This window comes from Enterococcus sp. DIV1420a, from assembly GCF_051712165.1.
Lineage (GTDB): Bacteria > Bacillota > Bacilli > Lactobacillales > Enterococcaceae > Enterococcus > Enterococcus faecalis.
Genome location: NZ_JBIOOI010000001.1, coordinates 267442 through 282597, shown reverse-complemented (window position 1 = coordinate 282597; position 15156 = coordinate 267442). Strand labels below are relative to the sequence as shown.

25 protein-coding genes and 1 pseudogene are annotated in these 15156 nt (G+C 35.4%); all 26 read left to right on the top strand.

What is annotated here, in order from left to right:
• The first annotated feature begins 50 nt into the window (after positions 1-50).
• The 26 genes and pseudogenes from IGI80_RS01630 to IGI80_RS01505 all read left to right on the top strand — a co-directional run bounded on the left by IGI80_RS01630 (position 51) and on the right by IGI80_RS01505 (position 15146).
• Complete coding sequence (locus tag IGI80_RS01630) at positions 51-533, top strand: class I SAM-dependent methyltransferase (RefSeq protein WP_438722513.1); 483 nt, start codon at positions 51-53, stop codon at positions 531-533.
• Complete coding sequence (locus tag IGI80_RS01625) at positions 517-927, top strand: YopX family protein (RefSeq protein ID WP_438723397.1); 411 nt, start codon at positions 517-519, stop codon at positions 925-927. Before IGI80_RS01630 ends, IGI80_RS01625 begins: the two co-directional genes overlap by 17 nt.
• On the top strand, positions 924-1157 hold the full coding sequence (locus IGI80_RS01620) for a hypothetical protein (RefSeq protein ID WP_438722512.1): 234 nt from the start codon (positions 924-926) through the stop codon (positions 1155-1157). Before IGI80_RS01625 ends, IGI80_RS01620 begins: the two co-directional genes overlap by 4 nt.
• 138 nt (positions 1158-1295) lie before the next feature.
• The gene (locus IGI80_RS01615; RefSeq protein ID WP_317065494.1) at positions 1296-1505 is read left to right on the top strand and encodes a hypothetical protein; all 210 of its coding nucleotides are present in this window, start codon (positions 1296-1298) and stop codon (positions 1503-1505) included.
• 12 nt (positions 1506-1517) lie between these two features.
• Positions 1518-1850, top strand: a complete 333-nt coding sequence (locus IGI80_RS01610; RefSeq protein ID WP_438722511.1) for a hypothetical protein — start codon at positions 1518-1520, stop codon at positions 1848-1850.
• On the top strand, positions 1850-2053 hold the full coding sequence (locus IGI80_RS01605; protein ID WP_438722510.1) for a hypothetical protein: 204 nt from the start codon (positions 1850-1852) through the stop codon (positions 2051-2053). Before IGI80_RS01610 ends, IGI80_RS01605 begins: the two co-directional genes overlap by 1 nt.
• 10 nt (positions 2054-2063) lie before the next feature.
• Positions 2064-2342 carry a hypothetical protein gene (locus IGI80_RS01600; RefSeq protein ID WP_438722509.1) on the top strand — a complete coding sequence of 93 codons (279 nt, stop codon included), beginning with the start codon at positions 2064-2066 and terminating at the stop codon, positions 2340-2342.
• Between the two features lie 12 nt (positions 2343-2354).
• Positions 2355-2810: a hypothetical protein gene (locus IGI80_RS01595; protein ID WP_438722508.1), complete on the top strand. Its 456-nt coding sequence runs from the start codon at positions 2355-2357 to the stop codon at positions 2808-2810.
• On the top strand, positions 2810-3421 hold the full coding sequence (locus IGI80_RS01590) for a DUF3850 domain-containing protein (protein ID WP_438722507.1): 612 nt from the start codon (positions 2810-2812) through the stop codon (positions 3419-3421). The genes IGI80_RS01595 and IGI80_RS01590 overlap by 1 nt, the downstream gene beginning before the upstream one ends.
• On the top strand, positions 3422-3601 hold the full coding sequence (locus IGI80_RS01585) for a hypothetical protein (protein ID WP_438722506.1): 180 nt from the start codon (positions 3422-3424) through the stop codon (positions 3599-3601).
• A 531-nt stretch (positions 3602-4132) separates the two neighbouring features.
• Positions 4133-4624 (top strand): ArpU family phage packaging/lysis transcriptional regulator, encoded by a 492-nt coding sequence (locus tag IGI80_RS01580; protein WP_438722504.1) that lies wholly within the window; start codon positions 4133-4135, stop codon positions 4622-4624.
• 345 nt (positions 4625-4969) lie between these two features.
• Positions 4970-5053 carry a putative holin-like toxin gene (locus IGI80_RS01575; protein ID WP_438723396.1) on the top strand — a complete coding sequence of 28 codons (84 nt, stop codon included), beginning with the start codon at positions 4970-4972 and terminating at the stop codon, positions 5051-5053.
• Positions 5054-5296: 243 nt separating this feature from the next.
• The gene (locus tag IGI80_RS01570) at positions 5297-6193 is read left to right on the top strand and encodes a toll/interleukin-1 receptor domain-containing protein (RefSeq protein ID WP_438722502.1); all 897 of its coding nucleotides are present in this window, start codon (positions 5297-5299) and stop codon (positions 6191-6193) included.
• A 332-nt stretch (positions 6194-6525) separates the two neighbouring features.
• Entirely contained in the window at positions 6526-6807 is a 282-nt protein-coding gene (locus IGI80_RS01565) for a hypothetical protein (RefSeq protein WP_438722501.1), read from the top strand.
• 53 nt (positions 6808-6860) lie between these two features.
• Complete coding sequence (gene terS / locus IGI80_RS01560) at positions 6861-7655, top strand: phage terminase small subunit (protein ID WP_438722500.1); 795 nt, start codon at positions 6861-6863, stop codon at positions 7653-7655.
• On the top strand, positions 7648-9081 hold the full coding sequence (locus IGI80_RS01555; RefSeq protein ID WP_438722499.1) for a DEAD/DEAH box helicase family protein: 1434 nt from the start codon (positions 7648-7650) through the stop codon (positions 9079-9081). Before terS ends, IGI80_RS01555 begins: the two co-directional genes overlap by 8 nt.
• A gap of 13 nt (positions 9082-9094) precedes the next feature.
• Positions 9095-9277, top strand: a complete 183-nt coding sequence (locus tag IGI80_RS01550) for a hypothetical protein (RefSeq protein WP_438722497.1) — start codon at positions 9095-9097, stop codon at positions 9275-9277.
• A 271-nt stretch (positions 9278-9548) separates the two neighbouring features.
• Positions 9549-10598 (top strand): phage portal protein, encoded by a 1050-nt coding sequence (locus tag IGI80_RS01545; protein WP_438722495.1) that lies wholly within the window; start codon positions 9549-9551, stop codon positions 10596-10598.
• 88 nt (positions 10599-10686) lie between these two features.
• The gene (locus IGI80_RS01540) at positions 10687-11328 is read left to right on the top strand and encodes a hypothetical protein (protein ID WP_438722494.1); all 642 of its coding nucleotides are present in this window, start codon (positions 10687-10689) and stop codon (positions 11326-11328) included.
• Between the two features lie 219 nt (positions 11329-11547).
• Positions 11548-11949 (top strand): phage portal protein, encoded by a 402-nt coding sequence (locus IGI80_RS01535; RefSeq protein ID WP_438722493.1) that lies wholly within the window; start codon positions 11548-11550, stop codon positions 11947-11949.
• Positions 11933-12103 carry a hypothetical protein gene (locus IGI80_RS01530; RefSeq protein ID WP_438722491.1) on the top strand — a complete coding sequence of 57 codons (171 nt, stop codon included), beginning with the start codon at positions 11933-11935 and terminating at the stop codon, positions 12101-12103. The genes IGI80_RS01535 and IGI80_RS01530 overlap by 17 nt, the downstream gene beginning before the upstream one ends.
• Positions 12100-12396, top strand: a complete 297-nt coding sequence (locus IGI80_RS01525; protein ID WP_438722489.1) for a ribosomal-processing cysteine protease Prp — start codon at positions 12100-12102, stop codon at positions 12394-12396. Before IGI80_RS01530 ends, IGI80_RS01525 begins: the two co-directional genes overlap by 4 nt.
• 12 nt (positions 12397-12408) lie before the next feature.
• Positions 12409-13638, top strand: a pseudogene (locus IGI80_RS01520) (minor capsid protein); the annotation flags it as partial.
• Between the two features lie 24 nt (positions 13639-13662).
• Positions 13663-14103 carry a polymorphic toxin type 50 domain-containing protein gene (locus tag IGI80_RS01515; RefSeq protein ID WP_438723395.1) on the top strand — a complete coding sequence of 147 codons (441 nt, stop codon included), beginning with the start codon at positions 13663-13665 and terminating at the stop codon, positions 14101-14103.
• Entirely contained in the window at positions 14100-14300 is a 201-nt protein-coding gene (locus IGI80_RS01510; protein ID WP_438722487.1) for a hypothetical protein, read from the top strand. The genes IGI80_RS01515 and IGI80_RS01510 overlap by 4 nt, the downstream gene beginning before the upstream one ends.
• Positions 14301-14504: 204 nt before the next feature.
• On the top strand, positions 14505-15146 hold the full coding sequence (locus IGI80_RS01505) for a DUF4355 domain-containing protein (protein ID WP_438722486.1): 642 nt from the start codon (positions 14505-14507) through the stop codon (positions 15144-15146).
• Positions 15147-15156: the final 10 nt, after the last annotated feature.

Here is a 15156-nt window from a genome sequence, read left to right as displayed (position 1 = left end):
AGGAGCGGGAGATTTGCGGCCGCATAAAAAGCTTTTTGCTCCTTTAAATTATGAAAAAAATACTTGATGCATGCTGTGGTAGCAGGATGTTTTGGTTTGATAAGAAAAACGAACAAGTTTTGTTTATGGACAACAGAGAACATTACGAAAAATTAGAGAGCGGACACGTCATCGAGGTTAATCCTAACCTTGTTGCAGATTTTAGAAAGATGCCTTTTGAAGATAATTTGTTTTATCATGTTGTATTTGATCCTCCGCATTTATTGAGGGTTGGTAGTAACAGCTGGTTAGCTAAAAAGTATGGCAAGCTAAACGAGAAAACTTGGAAAGAGGATATACAAAAAGGTTTTTCTGAGTGTATGAGAGTTTTAAAGCCTAATGGGACGTTAGTTTTTAAATGGAATGAGGATCAAATTAAGCTATCTGAAATATTAAGCATAATTGATTATGAGCCATTGTACGGCAATAAAAGAGCAAAAACACACTGGTTAGTATTTATGAAAGCGAGTGAAGAAGATGATTCCAAAGTTTAGAGCGTGGGAGAATAAAACAGTAGGGTTGGTTGAAGTTATAAACATTGATTTCAGAGAAAAAGAAATTAAAGTCAGTCATTGGGAGTATGGAGATTCTATTTATTTTCCTCTAGATGACGTTGTCCTCATGCAATCGACAGGATTAAAAGACAAGAACGGCGTTGAAATTTTTGAGGGTGATATTTGCATTCAACGTGGCGAAGAACCTTACTCTGATGAAAATATGACATTGGATGACGATTGGGAATACACAGGCATTATTAAGTTTCAGGATTTTGCATATTGGATTCAGGACAATGAAGGTTTCTCAAAATGGTTGGGAACGGATTGTGACGAAATTGAAGTAATCGGCAATATATACGAAAATCCAGAGCTATTGGAGGTCGCAGAATGAGTCTTGAAAAATGCAAAGCATGTTCTGACTATTTCAAATGGGATGACGATGTTATTCAAGTAGACAATGATTATTACCATAAAGACTGTGTAACGTTATACCCAACCGGCTATTGCGCTTTCCTTTATGAGGACTGCTTAGGAGAAACGGAAAATGATGATGGTGATATGGCTTTTAATCTTTTGAGTAAGGGTGAGTATATAGATTTGGATGAGGAGGAAGCGGAATGAGTTATTCAAGGGTTAAGCGTTTGTATGAAGTCTTTAATTTTGAAAATAGAACCTTTAGAGATTTTTGCTGGCACTTATATGAAAACAGAGTTATTACAATTTCTGAATGTGCAAAATTTATCAGAATGGAGGAAGCAAATGATTGAATACTTTATTAAGTATGTTTTTCCGTTCGCAGTAGGCTATCTTCCTATGCAAGCAGCAATGAGTATCTTTGAGCACAAAATATTGAAAAATCAAAAATATAGATGGTGGACTAAGCTGTTAATTTTAATAGCATTAGCTGTTACCGCGATTTTAGTCATGTTCATGATTGCAAAAATTCTATATATTACAGACATTTGGTAAAGGGGAAGCGGAATGAGTGAATTGAATCAATTAATTAGTTTTCTTGAAGAACAATTAACAGTAAGCGAACCAACACCTGATTATACTAGGCATAATCAGGAAATTATAACATATATTGAATATCTAAAATCAATGAAGCAACTGCAGCTCAACGAAAATCAGCAGATTGTACTTGAACAGCTTTGTTTAATTTACACTAAGCAAATTTACAAGTCGTCTCTTCAAGCAATTTACATTTTTATAAAGAACGGTATGTCTGATGCGTATTTAAACTTATACAGAAAAGAAGCCAGTCAAGTCCTAGAAGTATTCGCTAAGTGGGCGCAGGAACAGGAGGAAGGATAATGAAAAAAAGTGGTCTCAAAATCGGAGAAATTGAGTTCTCTGAAGTTCACTCAGGTGGTGAAGCAAGCATTTTTTTCAGTGTTTTAGATGGAGAGTTAGCGATATGTACAACTAATTCAGCAGATGAAAGTCAACACGATTTTAACATTCCTAAAAATGAGTGGGAAATTATTAAGAGAGTTATTGATATAAATTTGGCGTAGGAGGAAGCGAATGGATAAATTAGTATGTGTTCATTATTGCCCAGAATTAGTCAGTGAGTGGATTGATGGAATAATCTTGCCAAATAAGGCAGATGGAACTACAACTGCTCAACAAATTGCGGAAGAAGTCGTTTTTGAATGTAAAGAAAGGCTTGATAGTGAAACAGCAGAAGTTGATTTTTACTTAACAAGCTGTCATGATCCACTGATTGATTCATGGGTCGTAATACCTGGTCATGAAGAAATTTTAGCAGGATATATTCAAGCTGTTTTTAATACATGGGAATAGGAGGCATTATCATTGCTAACTACCCTGAAAGTATACAAAGAAGGATTCAATGAAAAGATTCGAATTGGTGATTCTATTGAGTATGCGGGCGATAAGTATATTATTATTCGCATACTTGAAATAAAAAAACTGTATTTTAGCAAATCTATAAGGTTAGAAGTAAGAATCTTGGTCCAAAAAGTAGGAGTAACAATTAATTGCAATGAATACAAAAAACAAGCCAAGATAATTGATCGTTATGACCAAAGCAAAGACAGTAAAAGAATGGCAAAAGTCGGCGATATTATAATTGTGGATAAGAAATTAGCTTATGAAGTGATTTCAATTAATGATATTCATTATGAATTTGTTGAGTTAGTTGTCGAATACACAGTTAAAATGATTGCTCCTTGGAATCAGCATGAGATAAATAAAGCGTTAATAGATGAGCGCAAAAGTACATTTAAGGTATTGGAAGGTGGAAAGTAATGGATAAAGAAAGTTTATTAATAAATTTAGCAGCAAAGACAACTAGTGCTGGTGTGGTAAAGTTAGAAAGTACAGATATTTTAAAGCGTGAATACTACAAAGGAATGTATGTTGGCTTTTCTAAGTCAAGAAAGTTAGTTGAACAACTAGACGAACCGAAAAAAGTCGTATTGCCTCGATCAGTGGCTGAAATGATTGAAACCTACCGAGAAAAAGAAATCAGTTTAGCATATTTAATGAGATATTTTAAAGGCTGGCATAACAAAGTTGATAAAGGCACCATGGATAGCAAAGCTTTAGCTTGGATTGTAAATAATTTAGAAGAGTTTTTAGATGCTTGGATTCATGGCTACGAAGTAGAGGAAGAGCAAACCATTCACGAGCTTAAAATTTTACCAGAATACTTTGAAGCGGTTGTTTCAGGTAATAAACGTTTTGAAATCCGTAAGAATGACCGTAACTATCAAAAAGGCGATATCTTACGCTTGAATGAATACCAATATGGACAATATACAGGTAATGTCAATATTGCAGAAATAACTTATATTACAGATTATGCCCAACAAGATGGTTATGTCGTTTTAGGTATTGAATTGTTTGAGGACGAATAAATGGAAGATATCTTAATTATACTGGCATTAGTACTTTACTTTTTGTTAGGCTACATTGTTGGTGAACGTAAATATCATAGAAAAATAAGCGCTGCGTTTTACTATGAACGAGAATTACCTACAAGTGACTATCAAAAAGGATGGCTTGATTGTTTATATTTTGTAATGAAGCGATACTAAAAAATAAACGTTTTTAATTAATTGCAACTTTTTTACAACAATTAGCTGATTTTTGCAACCAATAAAAAAGCCAGCCGACCACTGGCTGACTACAACATGATTGAAAGCGAATATTCACCAGAAAAGATCAACTAGTTTCCGCTAATTAATCCGTGGATAAGACCTTTACCTTAAAACATAATATCATGAAAAAAAATCCTTCTCAAAAAAGTTGCTCAAAACAAAAATAGCCAACTGAACCGCTCAGCTGGCTAATTAAAGGAGTTGATCACTATACAAATGACAACTAACATAATTATGCCATGTAAAATGTTTTGTTTCAACAAATTAGCAGCAAACAAAAAAACTCAACCAGTTTTTTCTAGTCGAGTTTTTTCAGATGACATCATTCAGGATGAATTGAGTTATCTTTATAATAACATAAAAAATGATGCACCTCAACAAACGGCATAAAAAAAGCTGGATTGCTCCAGCTAACGGGATAATATTATTGACTAGTGATATTATACTACAGCGGAGGGATCGAGGCAAATGAATTTAGTTCCAGAAATTGACGTTAAGCAGACGAGAGACAACGCTAGAAGAGTTTTAAAAAGCTGTCGTACTTTACAACGTAGAAGCGGTATAGTTGTGAGCCTTGAATCACCGTTGTTATCAAATATGCCGCGTTATCGTAGCAATAGAAATAATGTAGAACATTCAATGATCAAGTGGCTTGGCAACGTTAACAAGTTTTATATTAACGAAAATAAAAAGTTTAGAGAAATACTGCAAGCGATCGATACCGCGTTAAAGTCATTATCAGAGGTTTCTAGAAAAATTTTGTATTATTCTTATTGTGTGGCTGATCCCTACAGTATGGCTAAGTTAAGTACAATTATAAAAGTATACCGCGAAAACGAGTTTGGCCAAGTAGAAGAAATCACTTATAGTATAAAGAATATTGAAAAGTTAAAGAACAATGCATTAATCGAATTTGCAGAGGCGTATCATTACGAAAATTTGATTGTTCAAAAAAAATAGGGTTTTTTTAGGGTTTATTTAGGGTTTTTAATCGGAAATCCGTGTTATTATGGTATCATCGGAAGATTCCGAGAGAGACATTCAGTTGGGCTTTTCGAGGGCTATATTCTGACCCGGTGATTCGCCACCGTTAAGGGCGATCGAATAATGATATAGGAAACGTCAATAGATGTTTCTATCCTTCACGAGGAGGCACTAGCTTGCAAGTGTCTCTTTTTTATCTGGTAGAAGAATGAAAAATTATGTATAATAGCTTTTGTAGAAAAGTGAAAAGATGGTGGCTAATCTCTTGAATAAAGGGGTGATGCCTATGGTTCATAGCTTTATCCCTAGAAGGGAGTAGGCATGTCTGTATTTGAAGCATTGACGCTAATGATTGCATTTGCAATGTTAGTCTTAGCTATTAAAGATGACAATAACAAAAAATAAACCATCTTTCGCTTTGGCCAGCAAGATGGTTTAAGTAAGAACTATTAAACTGCCACCGTCTTTTTAACGGTTCTACATGGGGCGTGTTCGTAGCACGTCCTTTTTCTATGTTCATTATAACACGAAACAAAATAAATTCAATCAGGATCGCTTAGGCGGTCTTTTTATTTAATGTAGGGTAGATTATTTGGAAATAAAAACATCAAATTCATGAAACGTTGTATAATAAAAGGAGAATCATATATGATTACAAGTGGAACTTTAAAGCTAGAAGAAATAAAAAAAGGTAACACTATCCAAGATAAGATTGACAAATACTTTTTAAAAACATACGATAAATCTGAACAAGGAGGTCAACGTATGAAAAAAACAGTATTCATCAGTCACATATCAGAAGAAGCAACGCTTGCCAAAATGTTAAAAGATGAAATCGAAAAGAAGTTCATGGGATTTGTAGAAGTATTTGTTTCCTCTGATGGTAGTAGCATAGAAACGGGAAAAATGTGGCTAGAACAAATTACAAACGCTCTTAATAATGCTGACGCGATGATTGCGCTTTGTAGCGAAGAATCCGTAAAACGTCCATGGGTTAATTTCGAAATGGGGGCTGGTTGGAAAAAAGGTATAAGTGTTATTCCGGCGTGTCATACAAATATGACAGTATCTAAGCTACCTTCGCCAATTAATTCCTTACAAGCGGTTTCGATAAGTAATAAGTATGGATTGGATAAAATATTCGAAGTTCTAGCTAATTGTCTTGGGGGAGATAAAGACAATCCGATATTAAAAGATAATGATAGTCTACTACTAGCTATTAATAGATTTGAACAAAGAAACAGTATAGATGACAATATACTAATGCAAGTGGATAGATTATTCTCAAAAATGCCGGATATAAAAAATTTATTCTTAGAGGGCGGAAAAGGTGGGGTATATAGTTTTTCAATGTCCGATTATGACTATAATTCAAATAAAGATTTGTTTTCAGAATTATTTGAACTGAAAGTAGCTGAAATCGTTGTTAATAAGAAGTCAGGAATTGGCATTCAGCATGAAGGGTTTCAACTAATGTGTAGAGTAAAATTAATGAAAAGGCACGAGCGGTGGCTGGAGCTATATCAAACAAATAATAATTTTTAACAGTCTCTTTGTAAGGCTGTTTTATTTTTGACTTACTTTTGAAAAAGGTGATAAACGTTGACTTGTAGGGTCTTATTCTTTTGAAATACTTTTGAAAATATATTTTAGATAGGGTCACTCGTTTGAGTGATCTATTTTTATGCAAAAAAACCACTAGACTATGGGAGCTAGTGGCTGGGTAGAGATACTTATGTTACTTCTGGGGAAGGATCATAAGTAGGGATACTTAAAGCATTAGGAATTGCTACCCGATAAAAATATACCAAATAAACTATTGATTGTCTTTAAAAGGACGTGTGCCATGGACAGAATTTTTAGATAGGAGGGACAACATGCCGGATTATTACAACGAAAAACACTATCCTAGCCCGACACAGTTTGAAGCAGAAAAGCGCATTGAACAGGGGAATTATTGGTACATAGCTTTAGATGAAATTCATCTTGATAGTGCGCGGATCAAGAGTATTCAACGCTTAACGAACGTAACGATTGTCGAGTTTGGCACTGAAGCCACACCAGCTGAAATTGACCGTTACAAGTTGGTGTACTGTGGGCATGGTCGTTGGAAGGATAGGCACGTACAGAAGCATTTGAGAAAGTATGTAAAGGGTTAATTACAAAAACGAAACTCAATTAAGAAGTATTGTGAGGTGGTGTTTTATGTCTGATGGATAAAAAGGAACAAGCAAAGAAATATTATGAAGAAGGCTTGAAGTACAAGGATATATCTGAGAAGCTTTCAGTGCCTCTCAATACATTAAAGTCATGGAGAAAACGTGATAAATGGGAAAGAGGGGGTGCAACCAAAGGGGTGCAACCTACAAATAGGGGTGCACCCCAAGGTAACAAAAATGCTATAGGCAATAAAGGTAATGAAAGTGCCTCACCACCAAAAAGAAATAAGAACGCCATTAAAACTGGTGAATACGAAACTATATTTTCTGACTTACTATCAGACGAAGAAAAGGACATTTATTCTAACATGAGCGATGATCCTTTTTTTATTTTGGATGAAGAAATAAGAATACTAAAAGTTCGCCAATATAGAATGCTTAAACGTATTAAAGAAGCCGAGTCTGGTTTAAATGATGAAGAAGTTGAACGTTTGCAACAGTTGAGAAAAGTCAAAGAGCCATCGGTAATTGATGGAAAAGTGGTTACTGTCAAAAGAGAAGTTTTAAAAGATGTACAAGTAACGCGTAAGACCTTTAGAAAGTTAGATGACATCTTAGCTATAGAAGATGCGTTGACTCGTGTTAGCAATCAATTAATAAAGGCAATTAAGCAACAGAAAGAATTATTGTCGACGGATAAAAAATCTCTTTTAATGGAGGCTCAAATTGAGAAGATAAAACTTGAGACAGACAAATTAAGTGGTGGATCATCTAACGATGAAGCTGATTCTTGGAAACAAGCAGTTATAAATGCAGCCAATAAGCGGGCGGTGGAAGAAAATGAATAAAGGGTTTATTCCGTTTGAGGATATTGGTGCAGCAATTGATTATTACTACGATAAACCAGTTGCTTTTTGTCAGGATATCTTGCATCTTGATCCAGATGAATGGCAGGATAAGGTCTTGGATGATTTGGCTAAATTCCCAAAAGTCTCAGTTAGATCAGGGCAGGGGGTTGGAAAAACGGCGTTGGAGGCTGGCGCTATTCTTTGGTTTCTAACATGCCGACCATATGCAAAAGTGATAGCAACTGCTCCGACAATGAAACAATTATATGATGTTCTTTGGGCAGAAGTGGCAAAGTGGCTGAATAATAGTCTGATTAAAGACTTGCTTAAATGGACCAAGACGAAAATTTATATGGTTGGCGATTCAGAACGATGGTTTGCTACAGCTCGAACAGCAACTAAACCAGAAAATATGCAAGGATTTCACGAAGACCACATGTTAATAGTGGTTGATGAAGCATCAGGTGTTGCTGATTCCATTATGGAAGCAATATTAGGTACTCTTTCAGGATTTGACAATAAATTACTAATGTGCGGAAACCCCAACAATATTGAAGGGGTTTTTTATGATTCGCATAATACAGATAGAGACAAGTACAGAACACACAAAGTATCTAGCTACGATAGCAAACGTACTAATAAAGAAAATATTCAAATGATCATCGATAAGTATGGTGAGAATAGCGATGTAGCTCGTGTTCGTATTTATGGCGAATTTCCCAAAGGCGCACTTGATTCGTTTATCAGTCTTGAAATTGTTGAGTTTGCCAAAGATATTAATATTTCTGATTCAGAATTAAAACATGTTAGAGAAGGGCATATAGGTGTCGATGTAGCTCGTTTTGGTGATGATTCAACTATTATATTTCCGAGAATAGGTGTTAAAGCCATACCTTTTGAAAAATACAATAAACAGGACACCATGCAAACAACAGGCAGGGTTTTAAAAGCCGCAAAACAGATGATGGCTAATTACCCGATGCTAAAAAAAGTACTCATTAAAGTAGATGATACTGGAGTTGGCGGTGGTGTTACTGACCGATTAAAAGAAGTTATCAATGACGAGAAACTTCCCTATGAAGTGATTCCTGTAAATAATGGAGAATCTTCTGAAGATGATTATTATGCAAATAAAGGTACTCAAATTTGGGGAGATGTTAAAGAACTGTTAGAACAAAACATTTCCAATTCGATTAATGGTCAAGGACCGGCGATAGAGCTACCCGATGATGCAAATTTAATCAAAGAATTGAGTACACGTAAATTTAAGATGACTAGCAATGGAAAAATACGATTAGAAAGTAAAGAAGATATGAAAAAGCGCAATGTTGGTAGTCCTGATATTGCTGATGCGTTAACACTAGCATTTTATGAGCCTCCTAGTCGAGTAGCTAAAATCAAAAAACGTCCATCATGGATGAATTAAAGAAGGTGAAAGTTTGAAAATTAACATTGATGCAACACCCAAAGAAATAGCAGAGTTGTTCCAAACCGTTGAAGACAGTAGGCAGCAACGATACCCTAAGAACAACCCTGCAAACGTAACAATTACTGGCAAAGAACTAGGTAAAGTTCTTAACGAAGAGATTAAATGTCAACATCGACAATTTTTAGGTCTATGAGCGTTTCTGTTAATGCTTTAGACATGATTTTTAATGTAGTTAACTGAAAAGTCTGATGTGCAACATTTGGATTATCACTACCTAGTATTTTTAAGTTTTTTTTAATACTATATCCCAATAGCCTTCATCCGCAATTTCTTTGTTGGCTTTGTCGATATTTTTGATAATTAAGTTTTCGAGTTCAGATTTATTCATTTTGGCACCTCCTTATCAATTATTTCAGTGACCACTACTGATAAGGAAATTATAACAAACGGAAGGGGTGAATGGATTGGCAATTGCAATTGATCGTGAACTAGCAGGAGATATAAACAATCCTAGCTTTGACGTAATTAATTATTGTATTGAAGAACATGAAAAAGAGATTCCACGACTTCAGATGCTTTTTGATTACTACGAAGGAAAACCACATAAGCTAGGTGGAAATTCAGATAAAACACCTCATGATTTGGATAAGTATTTCGTTAATAATGCGAAGTATGTTACAGATTTGATGGTTGGCTTTACTGTAGGAGCACCGATTTCCTATACAGGTGCAAAAGGGAAAAATATTCAACCAATTCTTGATGCTCTTGACACCATGAAAGTGAAAAAGCACGATAAGGAACTTGAAAAAGGTTTGTCGACGATGGGAATTGGAACTGAGTTACACTACTTGGCAATTAAACCGGGGACAGAAAACGAGACGATCCCTAAGATAGCTTGGATTGACCCACGTGGGATGATCGTTGTTGTGGATGATACAGTTGAAAGGCAAAAGCTTTTTGCTATTAGACCGATTAAAAAACAGGACTTGAAACGAAAAAAATTTTGGGAAATTCAAGTCATTACAAAAAAGGGAACAATCAGCTATAAATCAAAAAACAAAAAATTATCTGAGGATGCTTTATTAGATAAGCCTAAGTTCAAAGAACATTTTTATCAAGAAGTACCTGTTGTTGAGTTTAGAAACAATGAAGAAAAGCAAGGTGACTATGAACAACAGCTTTCTCAAATTGATAAGTATAACCTTTTGCAGAATGACCGAATTAAAGATAAAGAAAACTTTGTCAAGGCGATCATGTTTCTATTTGGTTTTAGTCTTCCAGATGAAAAGCCTAATGAAATCAACGGAACATTGGCTGTAGAAGGACCATCAAAAAAGGAAGGTGGGGACGTAGAATATGCCACGAATACCTTTACCGAGTCAGAAGTTCAGACACTAGCCAATTCTTTATTAGATGATTTCCACAAAACAACGTATGTTCCTAATCTTAATGATGATAGTTTCGCTGGTAATATATCGGGTGAAATTCGCCCCCTAAGGCTAGAAATAGCTTAGAGCAAATCGGGTTAAAATTGGAAGGCTAAATCTTAATTTATATAACCTACTCAACGTCTTATATGTTATAATGATGTTGGAGGTGTTTATGATGAAATACGGTAGATTAACTGTACTAGAAACGTATTCAACTAAAGAACCAGGTAAGAAAGCAATTATGCGCGCTTGGGTAAAATGTGATTGTGGAAATGAAAAAGAAGTAAGGATGAACAGTCTGAAAACTGGTAATACTAAATCTTGTGGATGTTTGTCTAGGGAAATTATAGTCAAACGTAACACTAAGCACGGAATGAGATTTCATCCAGCCTATGACACTTATAACGGAATGATGGCGAGATGTTACAATCCTAAAAAGAGTGCATACAAGCATTACGGTAGTAGAGGTATAAAAGTAGAATATGAATGGCATGATATAAACAAGTTCTTACAATGGTGTGAAGAGAATGGATTTAAACCAGAACTTCAACTGGATAGGATAGATAATGATAAAAATTATGGTCCTGATAATTGTAGATTTGTTACTCCAACGACTAATCTAAGAAATACTCGAAGAAATGTAATGGTTAACGGAATAGCTTTGAGAGAGCACTTAGATATTATAGGAGAAAAGTATGATATAGGTTTTCCTACTTTAAGATACAGGTATTACACAATCAAAAAAGAAGGTCTTGAACCCTCTGAATACAATTTAGTTCATCATGAGCGATGGTTAAAGAAAACGACAAGCTAATCAATTACCAATCTACGCTCGAAAGACGTAGCAGGTTTAACGACTAGATAAAGTATCCTAAGCGAACAACTGTTAATTTCAGTTGTTTTTTGTATGGAGAAATATCCACGAAATCCGACACCTTAACAAGTGGCGTTGCAGGTGATGAGATAGTCTGAACTTATAGGAAACTATAAGAAGTAGGGGATAAAGAGCCTTTACGATAACAAATTGGAAGCCATGAAATATAAGTTATTTGGATTACTATTAGTTTTATCAATCAAAATTGGCTATTTAGAAGATGGAATCGTAGAAAGGTTACGACTTTTGCAAAACATCCTAAGAGTTAAAGGTAAAGATGTTGATGTTGAAGGTGTGACAATTAAGTTCAAGCCAAATCTACCAATTAATCGAGCAGATATTATCAAACAAATTAGTGATTCTCAGGAATTTATCCCATTGCTTATCAGCTTAGGTTGGTTAGATGATATTGATGATCCAAAAGAAGTGATTGATCTATTGGAGGAACAAAAGGAAAAAAATATAAAAATGAAAGCAAAAGCATTAGGTATACAGTCGAAAGATAGTCATTCAGACTTAGACGATCCACCAGAGGAGGAAAATAATGACAAAAGGGAGTAGTTCAGAAGTTAAAATAATGTTTCGACGATTAAGCTTGTTTATATCAGCTCTCATTATTCATAAATTAGCAGGATTTGAATATGCGATGTTTTCTTTAACCGCTTATATCGCCGTTTTGCTTTCTTACTTGGAAGAAAGGAGCAGACCGCGATGATTAAAGCGACATTCAAAAAGAAAAATCATGAACTTTATTGGTTTAAAGTAGAAGGCCACGCAGAATTTGCGGATATTGGGCAAGATATTGTTTGTGCGGGGGTATCTTCTTTGTATATTACTATTGTAAACGAATTGAAAAAGCTCGGCCGTACATTCCAACGTGAAGGAGGATTCTTTATTTTGGATGCAAGTATTAAAGAATTACTCTGTTTAAGGTTACTCTATGATGGATTATCAGCAATCGCTAAAGAGTACCCGCAAAATGTAAAAGTAAAGATCGTTGAGGAGTAAGGAGCTGATTAAATGGCTCAAAAAAAACAAAAGGAAGATAATTCTTATTGGCTTAATCGTGGTATCAAACAAGAGAAAAAAATTAATGATACTGCACAACAAGTTGAACAAAAAGTTATTGTGGCATACCGACATGCTCAAAGTTATCTAACCAGACAAGTAAGAAAATTATTTAATCGTGCCAAACAACGATCTGGAATGAATGAGGATGAAATCAGAGTTCTGCTTAATCAAACTGTTCAGGCAGATGAACTAGTAGAACTTAAAAAGCTTGCTGATGACGTCTCTAATCCTAATCTGCAATCATCAGCTAGAAAACGATTGAATGCATTAGCATTTAAAGAACGAATAACACGAGCAGAAGACTTGAAAGCCAAGTCCTTTTTGGTTTCCAAACAAATTGCTGATGTGCAGTTAGATAAAGCGACTGATTTTTATATTGATGTCATTCATGATTCGTATAATGAAGCTACTGCTGAAGCGGTAATTCAACAAATTGAACAAGCAAAATCGGATTCTATGATTCATGTGTGGAATGGTCAAAAGTATGAGTCGCAAATAGAGACGTTCAAACAAGCACAAAAACGTGGTATATCTATAGAAGTTTGGAATGATCCTAAGTATAGAACTACTGACTATGAATTCAAGGAGCTTTCAACTAAATACACCCAAAATATACTTGATTCTCATTGGCATGGATCCAATTACTCTAAGCGTATTTGGAATGATACCGAAGTATTAGCGAAACGTTTAGAAGAACTCTTAACGGTCGAGTCAATGACGGGTATGTCCGAGTTTGAAATGGCTAAAGCGATAGCAACCGAATTTGACCGCTCAATTGGCGTTGCTCAGCGTTTAATAAGGACTGAGGCCAATTACATGGCCAACCAAGCAAAGCTCAAGGCGTGGCGCGATAGAGGCGTAAAACAGTATCTGTTAGTAGCCGTGCTAGATTTACGGACTTCTTGTATATGTCAAAAGAAAGACGGGAAGGTTTATCTGGTTTCAGAGGCTGTAGTAAATGGGGCTGAGGGGACGTATCCACCGTTCCATCCATGGTGCCGGACAGTGGCAATCGCTTATTATGGGGAAAGAACCATAAGTGGCAATCTTACAGTTAAAGACCCCATAGCAGACAAAACGTTTACCATGAATCGAAGCGTAACATACAATGATTGGATGGATAAACTTAAAGAAAAGTATTCTGCCGAAGAAATAGAGCTACAAAAGAAAAAAATCATCAATCGAAAGAAAGACACTGCTGATTTGAAACGACTAAAAGATATATTAGGTGAGGGTTACAGTCCAAAATCATTGGAAGAGTACCAAGAAATAAAGTATAATGACAGTGAAGGTTGGGAACAACTCAAAGATAACTACTTTGTTAAATCTCGTTTGAAAGATGGTCGATACGGTTCAGTTATCAATCCTGAAAAACAAGCACCACATATGAAATTAACTGTTGGCAAAGGTAAGAGTTATTTCAATGATGATGTGGACGTTCAAGATTTATTTGATAAGTATGCTGGTACTGGGAATGTTGAAAGGAATAGAACCGGGAGAAGTAACAAAGAAATAGTTTACGCTAAAGATTTTGAAGGAATAGCAGTCAATCAAGGTAATGAAATTAAAACAAATTACTTTAAGATACATTACTCAAAAAAACGAACACACATCGTTCCTTATGAAGGGAGAAATCAAGAATGAATCTTCATCAATATCTTGGAGAGAAAATAAAAGTCACATTTACTGACAATCAAGTTTTAAGTGGATTCTGTAATGGTTTCACTGGCAAGCTTGATACTGATGATGAACTTTATGATGAAATTACAATTGAAACTAATAAACATAAATATGTTGGATTCAACGAAAGTGAAATAAAAGAAATCGAAATAATTAACTAATAGCATTTAATCGTTAACACGCGATCAAGTGCTATTTTTATGCCCATTGCTACTTGGGGCAATACAAATTAAGTGAGCAAAATAAACGTGTGTGGATTCAAAATAGAATATCAAAGGTAAGGCACTGTGTCTGGGCGAAAGCGTGGGTGGGGTGCTTTTTGTTATGCCTGTTTTGAGTGTGCATGGGTAAGGAGAGTTTTAGTTATGATGAAAAGTAATCAGAAGATGCAACGCTTTGTTCGATCTCTTTGCAAAGAATCGTTAATCAAAATGAATTTACAATTGTTTGCTGAAGAGGGAGACGGTGATGGGACAGAAGACGAGGAATCTATTTCCTTTAAAAATCAATCGGAATTAGATTCCTGGTTTGATACGAAGCTAAGTAAGTCACTAGAAACTGCACAAGCACGATGGCAAGAAGAAACCGACAAACGTATTCAAGAAGCTGAAAAAAAAGGACAAATGACTGCTGAAGAAAAAGCGCAGTACGAATTGCAACAAGAACGGGATCAATTAGAAGCCGAGCGGCACTCTTTGAAGCGTGAAAAGGACGAAGCTACCACGATTAAACGCTTGGCACAAGATAAGTTACCTGATTCATTGTCAGGCGCTCTAAAGCCGCTCTATGGTGGTGAAGAGAAACAGTTACAAGAAGCGTATCAAGCAATAGCCGAATCGTTTAGAGAAGCGGTTGAATCGGCAGTAAATGAGCGTTTAGCAAACTCTGCTGAATTACCAAATATCGGGGATAACTTAGATAATTCTTTAGAAAAGGGTTCTTTAGGTAAACGCTTAGCACAAGAGAGCTCGCTAAAAAATACAAAAAGTAAATTCTTTAAAAATTAATTAGGAGGTC

What these genes read in the sequence shown, in the direction of transcription:
- IGI80_RS01630 (WP_438722513.1), top strand. Translation starts at nt 51, where the DNA reads ATGAAAAAAATACTTGATGCATGCTGTGGTAGCAGGATGTTTTGGTTT.
- IGI80_RS01625 (WP_438723397.1), top strand. Translation starts at nt 517, where the DNA reads ATGATTCCAAAGTTTAGAGCGTGGGAGAATAAAACAGTAGGGTTGGTT.
- IGI80_RS01620 (WP_438722512.1), top strand. Translation starts at nt 924, where the DNA reads ATGAGTCTTGAAAAATGCAAAGCATGTTCTGACTATTTCAAATGGGAT.
- IGI80_RS01615 (WP_317065494.1), top strand. Translation starts at nt 1,296, where the DNA reads ATGATTGAATACTTTATTAAGTATGTTTTTCCGTTCGCAGTAGGCTAT.
- IGI80_RS01610 (WP_438722511.1), top strand. Translation starts at nt 1,518, where the DNA reads ATGAGTGAATTGAATCAATTAATTAGTTTTCTTGAAGAACAATTAACA.
- IGI80_RS01605 (WP_438722510.1), top strand. Translation starts at nt 1,850, where the DNA reads ATGAAAAAAAGTGGTCTCAAAATCGGAGAAATTGAGTTCTCTGAAGTT.
- IGI80_RS01600 (WP_438722509.1), top strand. Translation starts at nt 2,064, where the DNA reads ATGGATAAATTAGTATGTGTTCATTATTGCCCAGAATTAGTCAGTGAG.
- IGI80_RS01590 (WP_438722507.1), top strand. Translation starts at nt 2,810, where the DNA reads ATGGATAAAGAAAGTTTATTAATAAATTTAGCAGCAAAGACAACTAGT.
- IGI80_RS01585 (WP_438722506.1), top strand. Translation starts at nt 3,422, where the DNA reads ATGGAAGATATCTTAATTATACTGGCATTAGTACTTTACTTTTTGTTA.
- IGI80_RS01580 (WP_438722504.1), top strand. Translation starts at nt 4,133, where the DNA reads ATGAATTTAGTTCCAGAAATTGACGTTAAGCAGACGAGAGACAACGCT.
- IGI80_RS01575 (WP_438723396.1), top strand. Translation starts at nt 4,970, where the DNA reads ATGTCTGTATTTGAAGCATTGACGCTAATGATTGCATTTGCAATGTTA.
- IGI80_RS01570 (WP_438722502.1), top strand. Translation starts at nt 5,297, where the DNA reads ATGATTACAAGTGGAACTTTAAAGCTAGAAGAAATAAAAAAAGGTAAC.
- IGI80_RS01565 (WP_438722501.1), top strand. Translation starts at nt 6,526, where the DNA reads ATGCCGGATTATTACAACGAAAAACACTATCCTAGCCCGACACAGTTT.
- terS (WP_438722500.1), top strand. Translation starts at nt 6,861, where the DNA reads ATGGATAAAAAGGAACAAGCAAAGAAATATTATGAAGAAGGCTTGAAG.
- IGI80_RS01555 (WP_438722499.1), top strand. Translation starts at nt 7,648, where the DNA reads ATGAATAAAGGGTTTATTCCGTTTGAGGATATTGGTGCAGCAATTGAT.
- IGI80_RS01540 (WP_438722494.1), top strand. Translation starts at nt 10,687, where the DNA reads ATGATGAAATACGGTAGATTAACTGTACTAGAAACGTATTCAACTAAA.
- IGI80_RS01535 (WP_438722493.1), top strand. Translation starts at nt 11,548, where the DNA reads ATGAAATATAAGTTATTTGGATTACTATTAGTTTTATCAATCAAAATT.
- IGI80_RS01530 (WP_438722491.1), top strand. Translation starts at nt 11,933, where the DNA reads ATGACAAAAGGGAGTAGTTCAGAAGTTAAAATAATGTTTCGACGATTA.
- IGI80_RS01525 (WP_438722489.1), top strand. Translation starts at nt 12,100, where the DNA reads ATGATTAAAGCGACATTCAAAAAGAAAAATCATGAACTTTATTGGTTT.
- IGI80_RS01510 (WP_438722487.1), top strand. Translation starts at nt 14,100, where the DNA reads ATGAATCTTCATCAATATCTTGGAGAGAAAATAAAAGTCACATTTACT.
- IGI80_RS01505 (WP_438722486.1), top strand. Translation starts at nt 14,505, where the DNA reads ATGATGAAAAGTAATCAGAAGATGCAACGCTTTGTTCGATCTCTTTGC.